Source organism: Microbacterium meiriae, assembly GCF_040686935.1.
Lineage (GTDB): Bacteria > Actinomycetota > Actinomycetes > Actinomycetales > Microbacteriaceae > Microbacterium > Microbacterium meiriae.
Window position 1 is genome coordinate 410,994 of record NZ_JBFBMF010000001.1, and the last position, 14,545, is coordinate 425,538.

The following is a 14,545-nucleotide window of genomic DNA, read 5'->3' on the forward strand; positions in this document are numbered from 1 at the left end:
CTTCAGGGAATCGGTAGTCTCAAGAGAACATACCGCCCATCGGGCCTGACCACGCGGGGAGACCGATGCAGCTCCAGGACTATCTCCGGATCGTCCGACGGCAGATCGTCGTCATCCTGTCCGGGCTGCTCATCGGGCTCTCGGTGGGCGCGGTGGTGGCGATGCTCACCCCGCAGCGCTTCGAGGCGTCGACCCAGATGATGGTGACGGTGCAGCTGTCGGAGACGGCCTCACCCACGGAGCGCGCGCAGGCCACCGGCTACGCCACACAGATCATCCAGACCTACCGTGACGTCGTCACGAGCTCACTCGTGCTCGACCGCGTGATCGAGGACCTCGGCCTGTCGGCGTCGCCCTCGGACATCGCCGCCGCCACCGCGGTCTCCTCGGAGCTGAACAGCTCGATCGTGACCGTCCAGGTCGGTGACACGAACCCCGGCCAGGCGGCTCGGATCGCGAACGGCATCGCGGAGAGCTTCACCGCCGTGGTGGCCGACACCCTCGAGAACCGTGGCCAGGAGACCCCGTTCTCCATCCGCGTCGTCACCCTGCAGGCAGCCCAGGTGCCCACGACACCCGTCGCACCGAACATGCCGCTGTCGCTGACGATCGGAGCGGTCGTGGGGCTCGGTCTCGGCCTGGCAGCGGCGCTCCTTCGTTCGCTGCTCGATCAGCGCGTACGCACGCAGGCCGACGTCGAGGCGGCCGTGCCCGTTCCCCTCCTCGGGCGCATCCCCTTCGACACCGGCACCGAGGAGCGACCCCTCGCGATCAGCTCGGCGCCCCAGAGCGCGCGTGCCGAGGCCTACCGCGCCCTCCGCACGAACGTGCACTTCCTGTTCCGCGAGAACCGCGGCGTCTTCGTCATCACGAGCTCCGGCCCGGGAGAGGGCAAGTCCACGACGGCGGCCAACCTCGCCCTCGCCTTCGCCGATGCCGGGCATCGCGTGGCTCTCATCGATGCGGATCTCCGGCTCCCACGCGTGGCGGATTACTTCGGGATCGAAGGCGGCGTCGGCCTCAGTGATGTCCTGGTCGGCCGCGTGCGGCTGAACGACGTCATCCAGCGGTGGGGACGCAGCGCACTGTTCGTGCTGCCAGCCGGCACCGTGCCTCCGAACCCGGCGGAGCTGCTCGGGTCATCGGCGATGGAGGAGCTCGTGCAGGCGGCCTCCACCGCCTTCGACGTGGTCGTCATCGATGCACCGCCCCTGCTCCTCGTGACGGACGCCGCGGTCATCGCCCGCGTCACCACCGGAGCGATCCTCGTCGCCGCGTCCGGCAGCACTCCGTCCGGGCGTATTTCCGCCGCCGCCAAGAGCATCGAAGCGGTCGGCGCCACGGTCCTCGGGACCGTCCTCACGAAGGCCCCGACCGGTCGGCGGGATCCCGCCGCGCAGGCCGCCGCGCAGGCCGGTGTTCCGCGATGACGCAGACGCGCGGCGCGACGCCCGCGTTGTGTGAGAACATCGGGATTTGACTCCGCGGCTCACCGACGACCGGGAGCTGCCCAGCAACAGAAAGAACTGCCGCGTGGAACTTCGCGACTATGTGCGCATCCTGCACCGCAACTGGATCATGATCCTGATCCTGCTCGTCCTCGGCGTCGTGGGCGGTGCCGGGTACGCAGCACTCCAGCAGCCCTCCTACGTCGCCTCGACGCAGCTGTACGTCTCGGTGCGCACGGAGGGCGCCGCGACCGGCGACCTCGTGCAGGGCACGACGTTCGCGCGGCAGATGGTGACCAGCTACGTCGACGTGGTGGGCACGGCCCTCGTGCTCGACCCGGTCATCGAGGAACTGGATCTCGACGAGACCGTCTCGAGCCTGAGCCGTCGCGTCACGGCGACGACGCCGCTGAACACCGTCCTCATCGACGTCAGCGTCGCCGACGGGAACGCGGCCAGAGCGGCGGAGATCGCCGACGCCGTGGCGGCGAGCTTCCAGAATGCGGTGCAGAACACGCTGGAGCAGCCGGCCGCCGAGGGCGCGGTGAGCCCCGTGCAGATCACCGTGACCGAGCCGGCCGCGGTCCCCACCTCCCCCGTGAGCCCGAACACGCGCATGCTCATTCTGCTCGGCGGCGTCATCGGCCTCGCGCTGGGCGTCGGCATCGCCATGCTGCGCACCGTGCTGGACAACCGCATCCACACCCTGCACGACATCGAGGCGCTCACCGACCGCCCGGTGCTCGGGGGCATCGCCTTCGACCCCGAGGCGCCGAAGCGGCCGCTGATCGTCCACGCCGACCCGCACAGCCCCCGCGCCGAGTCCTTCCGCAGCCTGCGGACGAACCTGCAGTTCCTGAACCTCGACAGCGGTCCCCGCATCTTCGTGGTCTCCAGCGCCGGCCCCGGCGAAGGCAAGTCGACCACGACCGCGAACCTGGCGATCGCCCTCGCGGAGACCGGGGCGCGCGTCGCGCTCCTGGACGGCGACCTGCGTCTTCCCCGCGTCGCCGACTACATGGGCCTCGAGGGTGGCGCCGGTCTCACCGATGTGCTGATCGGCCGGATGGACGTGGCGGACGCCCTCCAGAAGTGGGGTCGCAACGACCTCTACGTCCTCCCCAGCGGACAGGTCCCGCCGAACCCCAGTGAGCTGCTCGGTTCGTCGGCGATGGACGACGTGCTCCAGGCGCTGGGCGAGTACTTCGACTATGTCCTGATCGACGCCCCGCCGCTGCTCCTGGTGACCGACGCGGCGGTCCTCGGGACCAAGACGCGCGGTGTCATCCTCGCCGCCGCCTCGGGGAAGACCAAGAAGCAGGAGCTCTCGGGCGCCGTCCGCGCTCTCGAGAACGCCGGCGTGCAGATGCTGGGCGTCGTGGTCACCATGCTGCCGACGAAGGGACCGGACAGCTACGGCTACGGGGCGTACACCTACGGCTCGACCCACGAGCTCGACGGCAGCCCCTCCACCAGGGTCACCGCGAAGTTCGGACGCGGGTGGGGCAGGAAGAGCGCCCCGAAGAAGCGCACCACCGCCCGTGCCTGACGCCGACCCCGTCGGCCGCTCAGGCCTTCGGCGACGCGACCCGGAAGACGATCGAATGGTAGAGCACGAAGCGCAGCAGCACGACGATGACGATGCTGACGAGGTTCACGAGGTTGACCGCCACGGCTCCGGGCGTGCGGCCGAGGATGCCGCCGACCGCTTCGACGCCGACCCACACGAGCGCGGCCCCGAGCGCGGTGCACACGGCGTTGGTCGCGAGGAACAGGGCGACCTCCGCGGCCCGTCCCCGGCGATCGCGGTGGCGGAAGGTCCACTCGCGGTTGCCGATGTACGCGTTGATGAGCGCGACGAGCGAGGCCACGATCTTCGCGGCGACGACGTCCCACCCCCAGGCGTAGACGAGGAGGTTGAAGACGCCGACCTCGATCAGGGTGCTCAGCGCCCCGACCACGAGGAAGCGGCTGCCCACGCCGGCGAGGCGACGCAGTCGGGAGGGAGGATTCATGGCTCAACTAGGCTACTGGCTGACACCTCTGCAGCCCGCCACCGCAAGGACTCCGTGACTCTCCGCCACCTCGCCATCGTCATGCCCGCCTACAACGAGGTGGAGGGCATCCGGGGCTTCATCGACGAGATCCGGTCCGCGGTCGAGCCTCTGGCCGACGAGGTCTCGTTCCACATCGCCGACGACCGCTCGACGGACGCCACGGCCGTCCAGTTCGACGACGTTACCGACGCCACCGTCGTGGTGCAGCCGACCAACCGCGGCCACGGTCCGACCGCCCTCGCGGCCTACCGCGCCGGTCTCGCCGCAGACCCGGACGCGCTCGTGCACGTCGACGGCGACGGCCAGTTCCACGGCGCCGACTTCCCCCGGCTGCTGCGTGCGCTCACCGGCGAGCAGGCCGACGTCGTGCACGGCGTGCGAGACGGACGCACCGATCCCTGGTACCGCAAGACGCTCACCGGCGCGGTCGGCCTCCTCATCGCGGTCGCAGCGGGTCGCCGCATCCCGGACGTGAACACGCCCCTGCGCGCCTACCGTCCCGAGGCTCTGCGAGTCCTGGTCGAGGCGGTGCCCGCGGACGCGACGGTGCCGCACGTACACTTCTCGCTCGCCGAGGCCCGGGGCGGTTTCCGCGTGCGCTACGTCCGCGTCGCCAGCATCCCGCGCCGCGGTGCCTCCAGCACCGGCACCATGTGGGGCCGTGGCGGCGGGCTCCGCCTGCCACCGAAGCGCCTGCGCGTCTTCGTGCGCTCCGCCCTCAGCGAGGCCTGGCTCCTCTCGCTGCGTCCGTCCGCTCCGCTCCGCGCCGTCCGTCGTCCGGAGCCCGTGCGCCGATGAGCCGGCTGCGCACGGCCCTCTTCTGGGTGGCGGCCGCCGCCCTCGTGATCGGCCACGTCGTCCTCGCCTGGCACAGCCTCACGGTGTCCCGTTTCTGGGAGGACGAGGCGTTCAATCTGACCGTGCCCCGCAACCTCCTCGCCGGGCTCGGATACGCCAGTGACGGCGCCCTGTCCGGCTCGACGATCACGCCGTTCGACCCCCGCATCTCCACAGGCCCCGTCGTGCTCCTCCCAGTCGCGGCGCTCCTGGCGACCGGCATGGACCCGGTGCTGGCGGCCCGACTCGTGCCGCTCGCCTTCTGGCTGCTGCTCCTCGCGGGACTCGCGGTCCTCGGCCGTCGTATCGGCGGGCGGTGGGCGGCACTTCTCGCCGTCGCGGTCCCCCTGGCGTTCACCGCGGGCGCCGGCGTCTCCCCCATCCAGGGGCCCGCCGACCTGCTGGGCGAGATCCCCGCCGCGGCGCTCCTGGTCTGGGCTCTCGCCGTGCTCCCGCGACGGGCCTGGCTCGCGGGGCTTCTCGTCGGTCTCGCAGTGCAGGCCAAGCTCATCGCCGCGCTCGCCCTCCCTGCCTACGCCGTCGCGCTGTGGGTCCTCGCCGATGGCCACGGATGGGCACGCGTCCGCGACGCCCTGCGCCGCGCCTGGCTGCCGCTCCTCCTCTCGGCGGTGCCGACGGCCCTGTTCGAGCTGGGGGCGCTCCTCGCTCTCGGCCCGGTCGGATTCGTGGAGCACCTGCGCGCGTTCGTCCGCTTCGTGCGCAGCGGCGGCCAGGCCGACGCCGCGACGACCGTGCTGCAGAAGCTCGGCACGCTCGCCGACTCCTGGTCGCTGCCGCCCGTCGTCGCGCTCCTCGGCGCTGTCCTCACCCTCGCACTGGTGACGCTCGGCGTCGCCCGTCGCTGGCGCACCGCGACGGAAGAGGAACGTGTGGTCATCGCCTACGCACTCGCCGCCGTCGTCGGCGCCCTCGCCTTCGTGACCTGGTGGGCGACCGCGTCGCGTCTGCCGCTGTGGGTCCGGCATCCCGCGCCGGGGGTCCTCGCCTTCTTCCCGGTCCTCGCCGCCGTCGCGGTCTGGTCGGTCGCGCGGCTTCCCGAGCGACGCGCGTGGCGGCTCGGCGGGACCGTCGCGGCGGCCCTGGTCGCGATGATCGTCGCGGCGGGCGCGGTGCTGCACGTCGCAGGCACCGTCACGTCCCCCGGGCTGACGCTCGCCCAGCAGCGGGCCGACGTCGAGCCGCTGCGGGCCTGGGTCGAGGAGAACGACGTCGAATGGGTCGCCGCGGAGCGCTGGGGCTGGGCGGTGCCGCTGGTGGTGCTCACCCGCGCGCATCTCGGCCTGCAGGATGCGCCGTCGATGACCGAGGCACCGCGACTGGCCCTCGATGACTGCCCCACGGCGACGCTGGCCGAGGGGACCACGAGCCGCCTCTGCGCCGCCCGCTGAACGCGGCCTCCGGAGACGACGAACCGGCCGGCCGCCGAGGCGACCGACCGGTTCGGAGACGGCGGTCTTAGAGCGCGAGGCGCTCCTGCACGACCGCCGCGAGACGTTCCGCGTAGGTCCGGGCCGACTCGGAGTCGGCGGCCTCGACCATGACCCGCACGAGCGGCTCGGTGCCGGACTTGCGCAGCAGCACGCGCCCGGTGTCGCCGAGTTCAGCCTCGACATCGCGCACCGCCTGCTGCACGACCTCGTCCTCGGCGACGCGATCCTTGTCGACGTCGCGGACGTTGATCAGCAGCTGCGGGTAGACCGTCATGACCGATGCGAGCTCTGCGAGGGACTTGCCCTGCCGCGCCATCTCGGCCACGAGATGGAGACCTGTGAGCAGGCCGTCCCCCGTGGTCGCGTACTCGCTCATGATGACGTGGCCGGACTGCTCGCCGCCGAGCGCGTACCCGCCCTCGTTCATGTCCTCGAGCACGTAGCGGTCGCCGACGGCCGTCTGGCGCACCGTGATGCCGTGCTCGCGCATCGCGACGTGCAGACCCAGATTGCTCATGACCGTCGCGACGAGCGTGTCGTCGGTGAGACGGCCGCGCTCCTTCATCGACAGCGCCAGGATCGCCATGATCTGATCGCCGTCCACGACGTTGCCCTGCGCGTCCACCGCGAGGCAGCGGTCGGCGTCGCCGTCATGGGCGATGCCCACGTCGGCGCCGAGCCGGACGACGGCTTCGGCCAGGTTGTCGAGGTGGGTGGAGCCGACGCCGTCGTTGATGTTCCAGCCGTCGGGGTCGGCACCGATCACGGTGACCTCGGCACCGGCGTCGCGGAACGTCTCGGGAGACACCCCGGAAGCGGCGCCATGGGCGCAGTCGAGCACGACGTGGACGCCCTCGAGGCGGTGCGGCAGCGAGCCGAGCAGGTGGACGACGTAGCGGTCCTCCGCATCGGAGAAGCGGTCGATGCGGCCGACGCCGGCACCGGTCGGGCGCAGCATCTCGCCATGCATGGCTTCCTCGATGCGCTGCTCGACGACGTCGGGGAGCTTGCGTCCGCCACGGGCGAAGATCTTGATCCCGTTATCGGGCGCCGCATTGTGCGAGGCGGAGATCATCACGCCGAAGTCCGCATCGCGATCCGCCACGAGGAACGCCAGAGCCGGCGTGGGGATGACCCCGGCCTCGAGGACGTCGACTCCGGAGGACGCGAGGCCCGCGGCGACGGCAGCGGTCAGGAAGTGCCCGGAGACCCGGGGGTCACGGGCGACGACGGCGGTGAGTCGCTTGCCTTCGGCTTTGCGAGCCTCCGCCGTACGGCCCTGGCCCAGGACGACAGCAGTCGCCTGGGCCAGGGTGAGCGCCAGGTCGGCGGTGAGGATGCCATTGGCGAGTCCTCGCACGCCGTCCGTGCCAAAGATCGGCATCGGAGCAGTGGACCTTAACGCTTCGAGTACTGAGGCGCCTTACGGGCCTTCTTGAGTCCGGCCTTCTTGCGCTCCTTGACGCGAGCGTCGCGCGAGAGGAAGCCGGCCTTCTTCAGGGTCGGACGGTTGTTCTCCGCGTCGATGCCGTTGAGGGCACGCGCGATGCCGAGACGCAGAGCGCCGGCCTGGCCGGAGTCGCCACCACCCGAGATGCGGGCGATCACGTCGTACGCACCGGCGAGGTTCAGCGCGGTGAACGGGTCGTTGATCAGCTGCTGGTGCAGCTTGTTCGGGAAGTAGTCCTCGAGCGTACGGCCGTTGACCGTGATGGTGCCCGAGCCGGGGACCAGACGCACGCGGGCGATGGCCTGCTTGCGACGGCCGACAGCGGCGCCGGGGACGCTCAGCACGGGGCGGGGAGCCGCCTCGACCGCGTCGGTCTCCGGGGTCGACGTCGAGAAGTTCTGGAGGTTTTCGGTGGAGTCCTGGATGTCAGCCACGAGTATGTCCTTAGTCTGTACGGCGCTTACTGGGCGACCTGGTCGAGGGTGTACGGCTGGGGCTGCTGCGCGGCGTGCGGGTGCTCGGCACCGGTGTACACCTTCAGCTTCGACAGCTGCTGGCGGCCCAGGCTGTTCTTCGGGAGCATGCCACGGATGGCCTTCTCCACGGCGCGGACCGGGTTCTTCTCGAGAAGCTCGGCGTAGGTGACCGACTTCAGGCCGCCCGGGTAGCCGGAGTGGCGGTAGGCCAGCTTCTTCTGGAGCTTCTGACCGGTGAGCGCGACCTTGTCGGCGTTCACGATGATGACGAAGTCACCCGAGTCGATGTGGTTGGCGAAGGTCGGCTTGTGCTTGCCACGCAGAAGCGTCGCCGCGTGCGAGGCCAGGCGGCCGAGAACGACGTCGGTGGCGTCGATGACGACCCAGTCGCGCTGGACTTCGCCAGCCTTGGGGGTGTAAGTGCGCGTCACGATAGTGCTGCTTTCTTGTCGAACGGAGGTGTTCGTGAATCCCACTCCGGGGTGGTTCGTTCCCTACGGGGAGGAACACGCCAGTGGAGGGCTCACGTTCGGATGTGCATCTTCCCCGCAGGCAGGGAAGGGCACCAAAGAGTCAGCATACGCCACCGGAACGGCATTCCCCAAACCCGCCGGCACGGGCGTCAGTTCGGACGGACCGTCACGAGGATCGGGCGGTGGTCGCTGGAGCGCTGCGGCAGCGTGGTGATGCGCTCGATCTCGAAGCCGGACGAGGTCGCGAAGTCGTAGTGCCCGCGGAAGACCCGGTACCGCGTGTAGGTGTGGTCGTCGCTGAGGGACAGCGCGTATCCCTGATCGCGCACCGCCTGACCGAGGTTCTCCTTGAAGACGGGGTAGTTGTAATCCCCCACCATGAGCTGCGGCAGCCCCTCGCCGAGCGTCGCGAGCTCGGCGAGCGCCGCGCGGATCTGGTGCCGGCGCAGTGAGTTCAACGCCGTCAGGGGCGCGGCATGGAAGGACGCCACGATGAACTCGCCGCCGTCGTCGATGTCGCGCAGGCGGGCGCCGAGGACGCGCTCATGCGCAGGTTTGGCGATGCGGTCATGCAGCGACTTCTTCAGGCCGAGGGTGCGGATGCCGAGCAGACGATAGGTGCTCTCGCGATAGAAGAGGGCAAGGCCGAGCCTGTTGCCCTGCGTCGCGTCCGCCAGCACGAGACCGCCGATCCGATCCGGAAGCTCCGGGACATCGCACTCCTGGAGGCAGAGGATGTCGGGATCATGCTCATCGACGAGCGCCGCGAGCTCGCCGGCGGCGCGGTGCTTGCGCAGGTTGTAGGAGATGACCTTCATGATCGTCCCCACGCTACCCGCCCCATCTGTGCCCCGGCTCCCGATCCCGGCGATCAGTCGCTCTCGCGGTCGCGTCGGGCCCTGGTCTGGGCGGCTCTGGTGGCCAGGAGCTCCTCTGCCGGGTAGCCGACCTCCGTGAGGGTCAGCCCGCGGGCGGCGAGGACCTTGAACTCACTCGTCCGCGTGAGCGCATCGCGGAGCACGACGAGATCGCCGACGTCCAGGCGCCCCTCCCCCACAGCCGCACAGGCGCCGACGAGGGCCCGCACCATGCTGTGGCAGAACGCGTCGGCCTTGACCTCCGCGACGAGCACCCCGTCCGCGTCACGCTGCCACCGGTAATCGAGCAGCGTACGGATGGTCGTGGCCTCCTCACGGGGTTTGCAGTAGGCGGCGAAGTCGTGGAGGCCGATGAGCGTCTGCGCCGCGGCGTCCATCGCCTCCGCGTCCAGCCGCCCCCGGATGGTGGTGGTGTCGAGCCGCCGCAGCGGGTCGTATCCGGCGAGGTCGTCGGCGAGCCGGTAGCGGTAGCGACGCCAGACGGCCGAGAATCGCGCGTCGAACCCCTCGGGGGCGAGCGAGGACCGGGTGACCGTCACGTCGGGGTAGGCGCCGAGCACCCCGCGCATCCGCGCCGCGATGCTGCCGGCCGGGTCCTCGGCGGCGCGGCCGTGGCGCGCCTCGATCCGCGCCCACTGCGCCTCGTCGAGATCCACGTGCGCGACCTGCCCGCTCGCATGCACGCCGGCGTCCGTCCGCCCGGCGACGACGAACCGCACGTCGGAGCCGACGATCCGGGCGAGCGCCGCCTCCACCGTCCCCTGCACCGTGCGGAGCGTGGGCTGCGTGGCCCACCCGCGGAAATGGGTGCCGTCGTAGGCGATGTCGAGCCGGATGCGCACGAGGCCAGCCTAGGACAGCCGCGTGCGCACCCCGTGCGTCAGATGCCGCCGTCGACCGAACGGATCATCGCGCCCGGCTCCTCGGGAACCATCACCTGGGTCTCCCGGTTCAGGCTCTCGCCCCGGAAGAACCGCTTCGACCGCGGGAAGAGATACCAGAGGAACATCAGGACCAGACCGATCGCCAGCGACCCGATGCCGATCACGAACGTCCCGCCGATGCCGAAGAGCACGGTGTAGCCGTAGTCGACGTCCCACATGTCGATCGCCGACTGGACGAACGCCCCGGTCAGCAGCAGGGCGCCGACCAGCGGGAAGATCCCCTTGAAGAACAGGTCGCGAGCGGAGCGCCGCAGGTCGGCGCGGAAGTACCAGACGCAGGCGAAGCCGGTGATCGCGTAGTAGAACGCGATCGCGAGTCCGAGCGACAGGATCGAGTCCTGGAGGATGTTGTCACTGATGAGGGTCATGCCGACGTAGTAGAGGGAGGCCACGACGCCCATGACGATCGTCGAGAACGACGGCGTCTTGTAGACGGGGTGCACGTCCTTGAACTTCGCCGGGAGCGCCCGGTACACGCCCATCGCGAGCGTGCCGCGGGCGGTCGGGAGGATCGTCGTCTGGGTGGACGAGATCGCCGAGATGATGACCGCGACCACGAGCACCCACCCGAACGGGCCGAGCAGGCCATCCTTGATGGCGAGGAAGAAGTCGTCGGCGTTGGCCTCGTTGCCGAGTCCCGTGCCGTCCTCGCCGAGTCCGGCGTACATCATCGCGGCGATCGTCACGGCGACGTACGTCACCAGGAGGATCACGCAGGTGAGCACCGCGGCACGGCCGGGAATGCGCTTCGGGTCCTTGGTCTCCTCGTTGAGGGCGAGGCAGGTGTCCCACCCCCAGTAGATGAAGAGCGCCAGGAGGATGGCCTCCGTGAAGCCCGACCAGTCGGTGAAGCCGAACGGGTTCAGCCACTCCCACGCGAACGGCGTGGCGTCGGGGGCGTCGCCGGTGAAGAACTGCCAGAGGGCCGCGACGACGAAGATCGCCAGCGCCAGGTACTGGATCGCGAGGAGCACGTTCTGGATGCGCTCGCCGATCTCCACGCCGCGCCAGCTCACCCAGGTCATGGCGGCGATGAAGAGCACGGCCACGACGACGACCCGCCAGTCGTTGTTCTCGAGGTCCTGTCCGATCAGCGACCAGAAGTAGACGGAGGCGATCTGCGCCAGGTTCGCGAGCACGACCATGCCGGCGACCGCGACGCCCCAGCCGCCCATCCATCCCACCCAGGGGCCGAAGGCCTTGGTGCCCCAGGTGAAGGTGGTGCCGCAGTCGGGGACGGCGTTGTTGAGCTCCCGGTAGGCGAAGGCGATCAGCAGCATCGGCACGAAGGCGATGATGAAGGCGATCGGTGCTTGGGCGCCCACCGCGAGCACGACGAAGCCGAGCGTCGCGACGAGCGAGTAGACGGGGGCCGTGGAGGCCAGACCGATGACGGTGGATCCCCACAGGCCGAGGGTGCCTGCAGCCAGGCCCTTGCCGTCGGGTCGTTCAAGGTGGATGGGCGTCGTTGCCATGCTCAGAACAGTACGGCGGGCCGCGGTATCCCGTCAATCCTTTTGTTTCGGCGACGGATTCCACGCGTCGTGTGGGGATCTACGAAGGATTCCGTGGGTCAGTCGCGAGCGAGCATTCCGTCGGCGTGCGCCGCCACCCACTCCATCAGGGGCAGCATCCGCTCCATCAGGTCGCGCCCCAGCGGCGTGAGGCTGTACTCGACGTGCGGCGGCACCGTCGGCAGCGATTCCCGGTGCACCAGGCCGTCGTCGGTGAGCGTGCGCAGGGTGGAGGCGAGCATCTTCTCGCTGATGCCGTCCACTTGTCGGCGCAGCTCTCCCCAGCGGTGGGTGCCGTCGGAGAGACACGAGAGAACCAGAACGCCCCACTTGCTCATGATGTGGTCCAGGACGACGCGCGTGCCGCACCCCTGATCGAAGAGGGCCGGCTGCGAATCGCGGATCTGCGCAAAACTCACCGTCATGTGGGTACCTTACCGAAAAGTGGGTACCTGCTGAAAGGAATGCTCACGACGGCTATCGGGGTTGTCCGGGGAGTCAGCTACGAAAGGACTCCCATGACCATCCTCGTCACCGGTTCGACCGGTCACCTCGGCCGCCTCATCGTCGCCGCCCTCCTGCAGCGCGGTGTCAATCCGCAGGCGATCCGCGCCGGCGCCCGCGACCTCGCCAAGGGTGCCGACCTCGGCGTGCCCGTCGTCCGTCTCGACTACACCGACCAGGAATCGGTCGCCGCGGCGCTCGACGGCGTGGACACCGTCGTGCTCGTCTCGGGCTCCGAGGTGGGCCAGCGCGTCGCGCAGCATCGGGCGGTGATCGACGCCGCGAAGGACGCCGGCGTGTCGAAGTTCATCTACACGAGCGCGCCGAAGGCCACCACGAGCACCCTCGTCCTGGCTCCCGAGCACAAGGCCACCGAGGAGCTCATCGCGGCCGCAGGCCTCCCCGCGGTGATCCTCCGCAACAACTGGTACACCGAGAACTACGCCGCCGACCTCGCCCGCGCCGCCGAGACCGGCACCCTCAGCGCCGGCACCGGAGACGGCCGCGTCGCCTCCGCCAGCCGGAAGGACTACGCCGAGGCCGCCGCGGCCGTGGCCACGGAGGATGGACACATCGGCGCCGTCTACGAGCTCGGCGGAGACGTCGCGTGGACCTACGCCGACCTTGCCGCCGCAATGACCGAGGTCACCGGCCGCGAGGTCACCTTCCTCCCGCTCTCCGCGGACGAGCAGCTCGCCGCGCTGCGCGCCGCCGGGCTCGATGAGGGCACCGCCGGCTTCGTCGTCGCCCTCGACGCCGGTATCCGCGACGGCGCACTGGCAGACACCGACGGCACGCTCCGCCGCCTCATCGGCCGCCCGACGACACCGCTCGTCGAAGGCCTCCGCGCCCTGGTGTGAGGTGAGGAGCGCCGCCGGCCGCCGTCACGGGCGGCGGCGCTCCCCCGGCACCGGCTCCCCGGCGCTCTGCACGTAGGCGACGGTCAGCGTGAGCCTGTCGCGCCGCAGGCCGTCCGCGTGCAGCACGGCATCCACGGTGTCGCGGGCGTGCCGCAGCGTCGCGACGCTGCTCACCCGCCCGTCGACCCCGATCGCGGCCTCGACCGCCACGCCCTCCGGTGCCGCGGTGACGGACACGATCGGGTCGGCACCGCGCTCGACACCCCAGGCGGCCGCCCCCGCACGCACGAGGTTCGAGACGAGCGATCCGGAGCGGTACACACCGCGCACACCCGAGCAGGCGCGCAGGGCGGTCTCGATCCGGATCGCGAGATCCGCGCGCTCCTCCTTCGTCAGCTCGGCGTCGGCCATCATGCCCCCTCCCTGACGTCGGTGATCGCGACGTCGATCGCCATGACCTGCAGCTCGGTGTGACGACGCAGCCGGACATCCACCTCGGCGCGCAGCCGGTCGGCGACGCTGCGGAGAGGGTCGCCCAGGCGCACGCTCGCGTCGATCATCACCCGCACCGGCGCTCCGGGCTCGGTCACGTCGCCGTCCAGTCGGCACCGGCCGACCAGAACCCCGGGGACGGCCTCCTCCGCGGCACGGACCAGTCCGCGCACGGCACCCTCGGTGATCGCCAGCTCCACGGCCGGATCGTCGGAGGCGAACGGGATACGGCGTCCTGCCTGGGCATCCATCGCGATGCCGCTGAGGATCCGGTCCACCCAGCTCTCGTCCACCGGCGCGGCAGAGGCCGTGTCGTCATCCATCAGCTCGCTGCCGAGGCCGCGCAGCCTCTCCAGGGCGTCGAGCGCGAGCTGGCATCCCGGAGACTCCTCGATCGCGGGGTTCCGCGGGGTGCGTCCGGCGTCCAGGTAATCGCTGAGATCCTCGATCGTGTGCCCGTCCAGGTCGGCGGGCTCGAGACCGAGGCGGCGCAGCTGGTCGTCCTCGTGGTGATCGGTCATCGCCACGCCTCCATCCGTGTGATCAGGAATCGTCGCGCGCGGGACAGCAGTCCGCGCACCGTGCTGACGGGGATGCCGAGCTCCTCGGCGATCTCGTCGTAGCTGTAGCCGCCCAGCTCCCGCAGCACCCAGCACTCGCGCTGGGCCTCGGGGAGCTCGCGCAGAGCGGCACCGAGGGCCGCGACACCCGCTCGCGCTTCGACGACCGCGGCGGGCGACGCCTGCGGCGGCGCGGGCCGGTCGATCTCGTCCACGTCGAGGGCCGGCCGCGTCTGCCGCAGCCGGTCCACCGCCTTGCGGCTCACGATCCGCATGAGCCAGCTCTTCACCTTGGCGGGGTCCTCCAGCTCACCGAACCGCTGCCACGCGGTCACGAACGCATCCTGCACGATGTCGTCGACCTCCGCCGATGCGTTCAGCATCCTGTGCGTGTAGGCCCTCATCATCGGCGTGTACCTGCGCACGAGCACCGCGAATGCGGCGACGTCCCCATCCATCGCACGGCCGGCGACGATGCGGTCCCCAGCCTGCTCCAGCGCCTCACCCCAGCGGTCGGCTGCCATTCCCCCACCCCTCGTTCACGGTTCCCCAGGCGTTCGGAGCCCGCGCCGCGTCGGATCGTGACGACCCGATGCGCGCA

Annotated in this window: 16 protein-coding genes; 5 read left to right on the plus strand and 11 right to left on the minus strand. The window is 70.5% G+C overall.

What is annotated here, in order from left to right; genetic code table 11:
• Positions 1-65 precede the first annotated feature (65 nt).
• Positions 66-1,430 carry a tyrosine-protein kinase domain-containing protein gene (locus tag AB0P08_RS01940; RefSeq protein WP_363587800.1) on the plus strand — a complete coding sequence of 455 codons (1,365 nt, stop codon included), beginning with the start codon at positions 66-68 and terminating at the stop codon, positions 1,428-1,430.
• Positions 1,431-1,533: 103 nt separating this feature from the next.
• Positions 1,534-2,997, plus strand: coding sequence for a tyrosine-protein kinase domain-containing protein (locus tag AB0P08_RS01945; protein WP_363587802.1), 1,464 nt, complete (start codon positions 1,534-1,536; stop codon positions 2,995-2,997).
• 19 nt (positions 2,998-3,016) lie between these two features.
• Here the strand turns inward: AB0P08_RS01945 and AB0P08_RS01950 are convergent, their stop codons facing one another.
• Complete coding sequence (locus AB0P08_RS01950) at positions 3,017-3,463, minus strand: GtrA family protein (protein WP_187663385.1); 447 nt, start codon at positions 3,461-3,463, stop codon at positions 3,017-3,019.
• A 54-nt stretch (positions 3,464-3,517) separates the two neighbouring features.
• Here AB0P08_RS01950 and AB0P08_RS01955 point away from each other — a divergent pair, with 54 nt between their 5' ends.
• Both AB0P08_RS01955 and AB0P08_RS01960 read left to right on the plus strand, forming a co-directional pair.
• Positions 3,518-4,303, plus strand: coding sequence for a glycosyltransferase family 2 protein (locus AB0P08_RS01955; RefSeq protein WP_363587804.1), 786 nt, complete (start codon positions 3,518-3,520; stop codon positions 4,301-4,303).
• Positions 4,300-5,751, plus strand: coding sequence for a hypothetical protein (locus AB0P08_RS01960; protein ID WP_363587806.1), 1,452 nt, complete (start codon positions 4,300-4,302; stop codon positions 5,749-5,751). Before AB0P08_RS01955 ends, AB0P08_RS01960 begins: the two co-directional genes overlap by 4 nt.
• A gap of 67 nt (positions 5,752-5,818) precedes the next feature.
• Here the strand turns inward: AB0P08_RS01960 and glmM are convergent, their stop codons facing one another.
• The 7 genes from glmM to AB0P08_RS01995 form a co-directional block, all read right to left on the minus strand.
• Entirely contained in the window at positions 5,819-7,177 is a 1,359-nt protein-coding gene (gene glmM, locus AB0P08_RS01965; RefSeq protein WP_144880707.1) for a phosphoglucosamine mutase, read from the minus strand.
• A 14-nt stretch (positions 7,178-7,191) separates the two neighbouring features.
• A complete protein-coding gene (gene rpsI, locus AB0P08_RS01970; protein WP_025104384.1) occupies positions 7,192-7,677 on the minus strand; it encodes a 30S ribosomal protein S9 in 486 nt (161 codons plus the stop codon).
• Between the two features lie 26 nt (positions 7,678-7,703).
• The gene (gene rplM, locus AB0P08_RS01975) at positions 7,704-8,150 is read right to left on the minus strand and encodes a 50S ribosomal protein L13 (RefSeq protein ID WP_187663382.1); all 447 of its coding nucleotides are present in this window, start codon (positions 8,148-8,150) and stop codon (positions 7,704-7,706) included.
• Between the two features lie 191 nt (positions 8,151-8,341).
• Complete coding sequence (locus AB0P08_RS01980) at positions 8,342-9,010, minus strand: endonuclease/exonuclease/phosphatase family protein (RefSeq protein ID WP_136052048.1); 669 nt, start codon at positions 9,008-9,010, stop codon at positions 8,342-8,344.
• 53 nt (positions 9,011-9,063) lie between these two features.
• Complete coding sequence (gene truA / locus AB0P08_RS01985; protein ID WP_363587808.1) at positions 9,064-9,912, minus strand: tRNA pseudouridine(38-40) synthase TruA; 849 nt, start codon at positions 9,910-9,912, stop codon at positions 9,064-9,066.
• A gap of 38 nt (positions 9,913-9,950) precedes the next feature.
• On the minus strand, positions 9,951-11,489 hold the full coding sequence (locus tag AB0P08_RS01990; RefSeq protein WP_363445500.1) for an APC family permease: 1,539 nt from the start codon (positions 11,487-11,489) through the stop codon (positions 9,951-9,953).
• Positions 11,490-11,587: 98 nt separating this feature from the next.
• Positions 11,588-11,953: a winged helix-turn-helix transcriptional regulator gene (locus AB0P08_RS01995; protein WP_187663379.1), complete on the minus strand. Its 366-nt coding sequence runs from the start codon at positions 11,951-11,953 to the stop codon at positions 11,588-11,590.
• A 93-nt stretch (positions 11,954-12,046) separates the two neighbouring features.
• On the opposite strand from AB0P08_RS01995, the gene AB0P08_RS02000 reads away from it, so the two are divergent.
• Entirely contained in the window at positions 12,047-12,892 is an 846-nt protein-coding gene (locus AB0P08_RS02000; protein WP_363587810.1) for an SDR family oxidoreductase, read from the plus strand.
• A gap of 24 nt (positions 12,893-12,916) precedes the next feature.
• On the opposite strand, the gene AB0P08_RS02005 is transcribed toward AB0P08_RS02000, so the two are convergent.
• The 3 genes from AB0P08_RS02005 to AB0P08_RS02015 are packed head-to-tail and all read right to left on the minus strand — an operon-like array spanning position 12,917 to position 14,468.
• Positions 12,917-13,306, minus strand: coding sequence for a hypothetical protein (locus AB0P08_RS02005; RefSeq protein ID WP_363445499.1), 390 nt, complete (start codon positions 13,304-13,306; stop codon positions 12,917-12,919).
• Positions 13,303-13,905: a hypothetical protein gene (locus AB0P08_RS02010; protein WP_363587812.1), complete on the minus strand. Its 603-nt coding sequence runs from the start codon at positions 13,903-13,905 to the stop codon at positions 13,303-13,305. Before AB0P08_RS02010 ends, AB0P08_RS02005 begins: the two co-directional genes overlap by 4 nt.
• Positions 13,902-14,468: an RNA polymerase sigma factor gene (locus AB0P08_RS02015; protein WP_259953005.1), complete on the minus strand. Its 567-nt coding sequence runs from the start codon at positions 14,466-14,468 to the stop codon at positions 13,902-13,904. Before AB0P08_RS02015 ends, AB0P08_RS02010 begins: the two co-directional genes overlap by 4 nt.
• Between the last annotated feature and the right edge of the window lie 77 nt (positions 14,469-14,545).

What these genes read in the sequence shown, in the direction of transcription:
- AB0P08_RS01940 (WP_363587800.1), top strand. Translation starts at nt 66, where the DNA reads ATGCAGCTCCAGGACTATCTCCGGATCGTCCGACGGCAGATCGTCGTC.
- AB0P08_RS01950 (WP_187663385.1), bottom strand. Translation starts at nt 3,463, where the DNA reads ATGAATCCTCCCTCCCGACTGCGTCGCCTCGCCGGCGTGGGCAGCCGC.
- AB0P08_RS01960 (WP_363587806.1), top strand. Translation starts at nt 4,300, where the DNA reads ATGAGCCGGCTGCGCACGGCCCTCTTCTGGGTGGCGGCCGCCGCCCTC.
- glmM (WP_144880707.1), bottom strand. Translation starts at nt 7,177, where the DNA reads ATGCCGATCTTTGGCACGGACGGCGTGCGAGGACTCGCCAATGGCATC.
- AB0P08_RS01980 (WP_136052048.1), bottom strand. Translation starts at nt 9,010, where the DNA reads ATGAAGGTCATCTCCTACAACCTGCGCAAGCACCGCGCCGCCGGCGAG.
- AB0P08_RS01990 (WP_363445500.1), bottom strand. Translation starts at nt 11,489, where the DNA reads ATGGCAACGACGCCCATCCACCTTGAACGACCCGACGGCAAGGGCCTG.
- AB0P08_RS01995 (WP_187663379.1), bottom strand. Translation starts at nt 11,953, where the DNA reads ATGACGGTGAGTTTTGCGCAGATCCGCGATTCGCAGCCGGCCCTCTTC.
- AB0P08_RS02000 (WP_363587810.1), top strand. Translation starts at nt 12,047, where the DNA reads ATGACCATCCTCGTCACCGGTTCGACCGGTCACCTCGGCCGCCTCATC.
- AB0P08_RS02005 (WP_363445499.1), bottom strand. Translation starts at nt 13,306, where the DNA reads ATGATGGCCGACGCCGAGCTGACGAAGGAGGAGCGCGCGGATCTCGCG.
- AB0P08_RS02010 (WP_363587812.1), bottom strand. Translation starts at nt 13,905, where the DNA reads ATGACCGATCACCACGAGGACGACCAGCTGCGCCGCCTCGGTCTCGAG.
- AB0P08_RS02015 (WP_259953005.1), bottom strand. Translation starts at nt 14,468, where the DNA reads ATGGCAGCCGACCGCTGGGGTGAGGCGCTGGAGCAGGCTGGGGACCGC.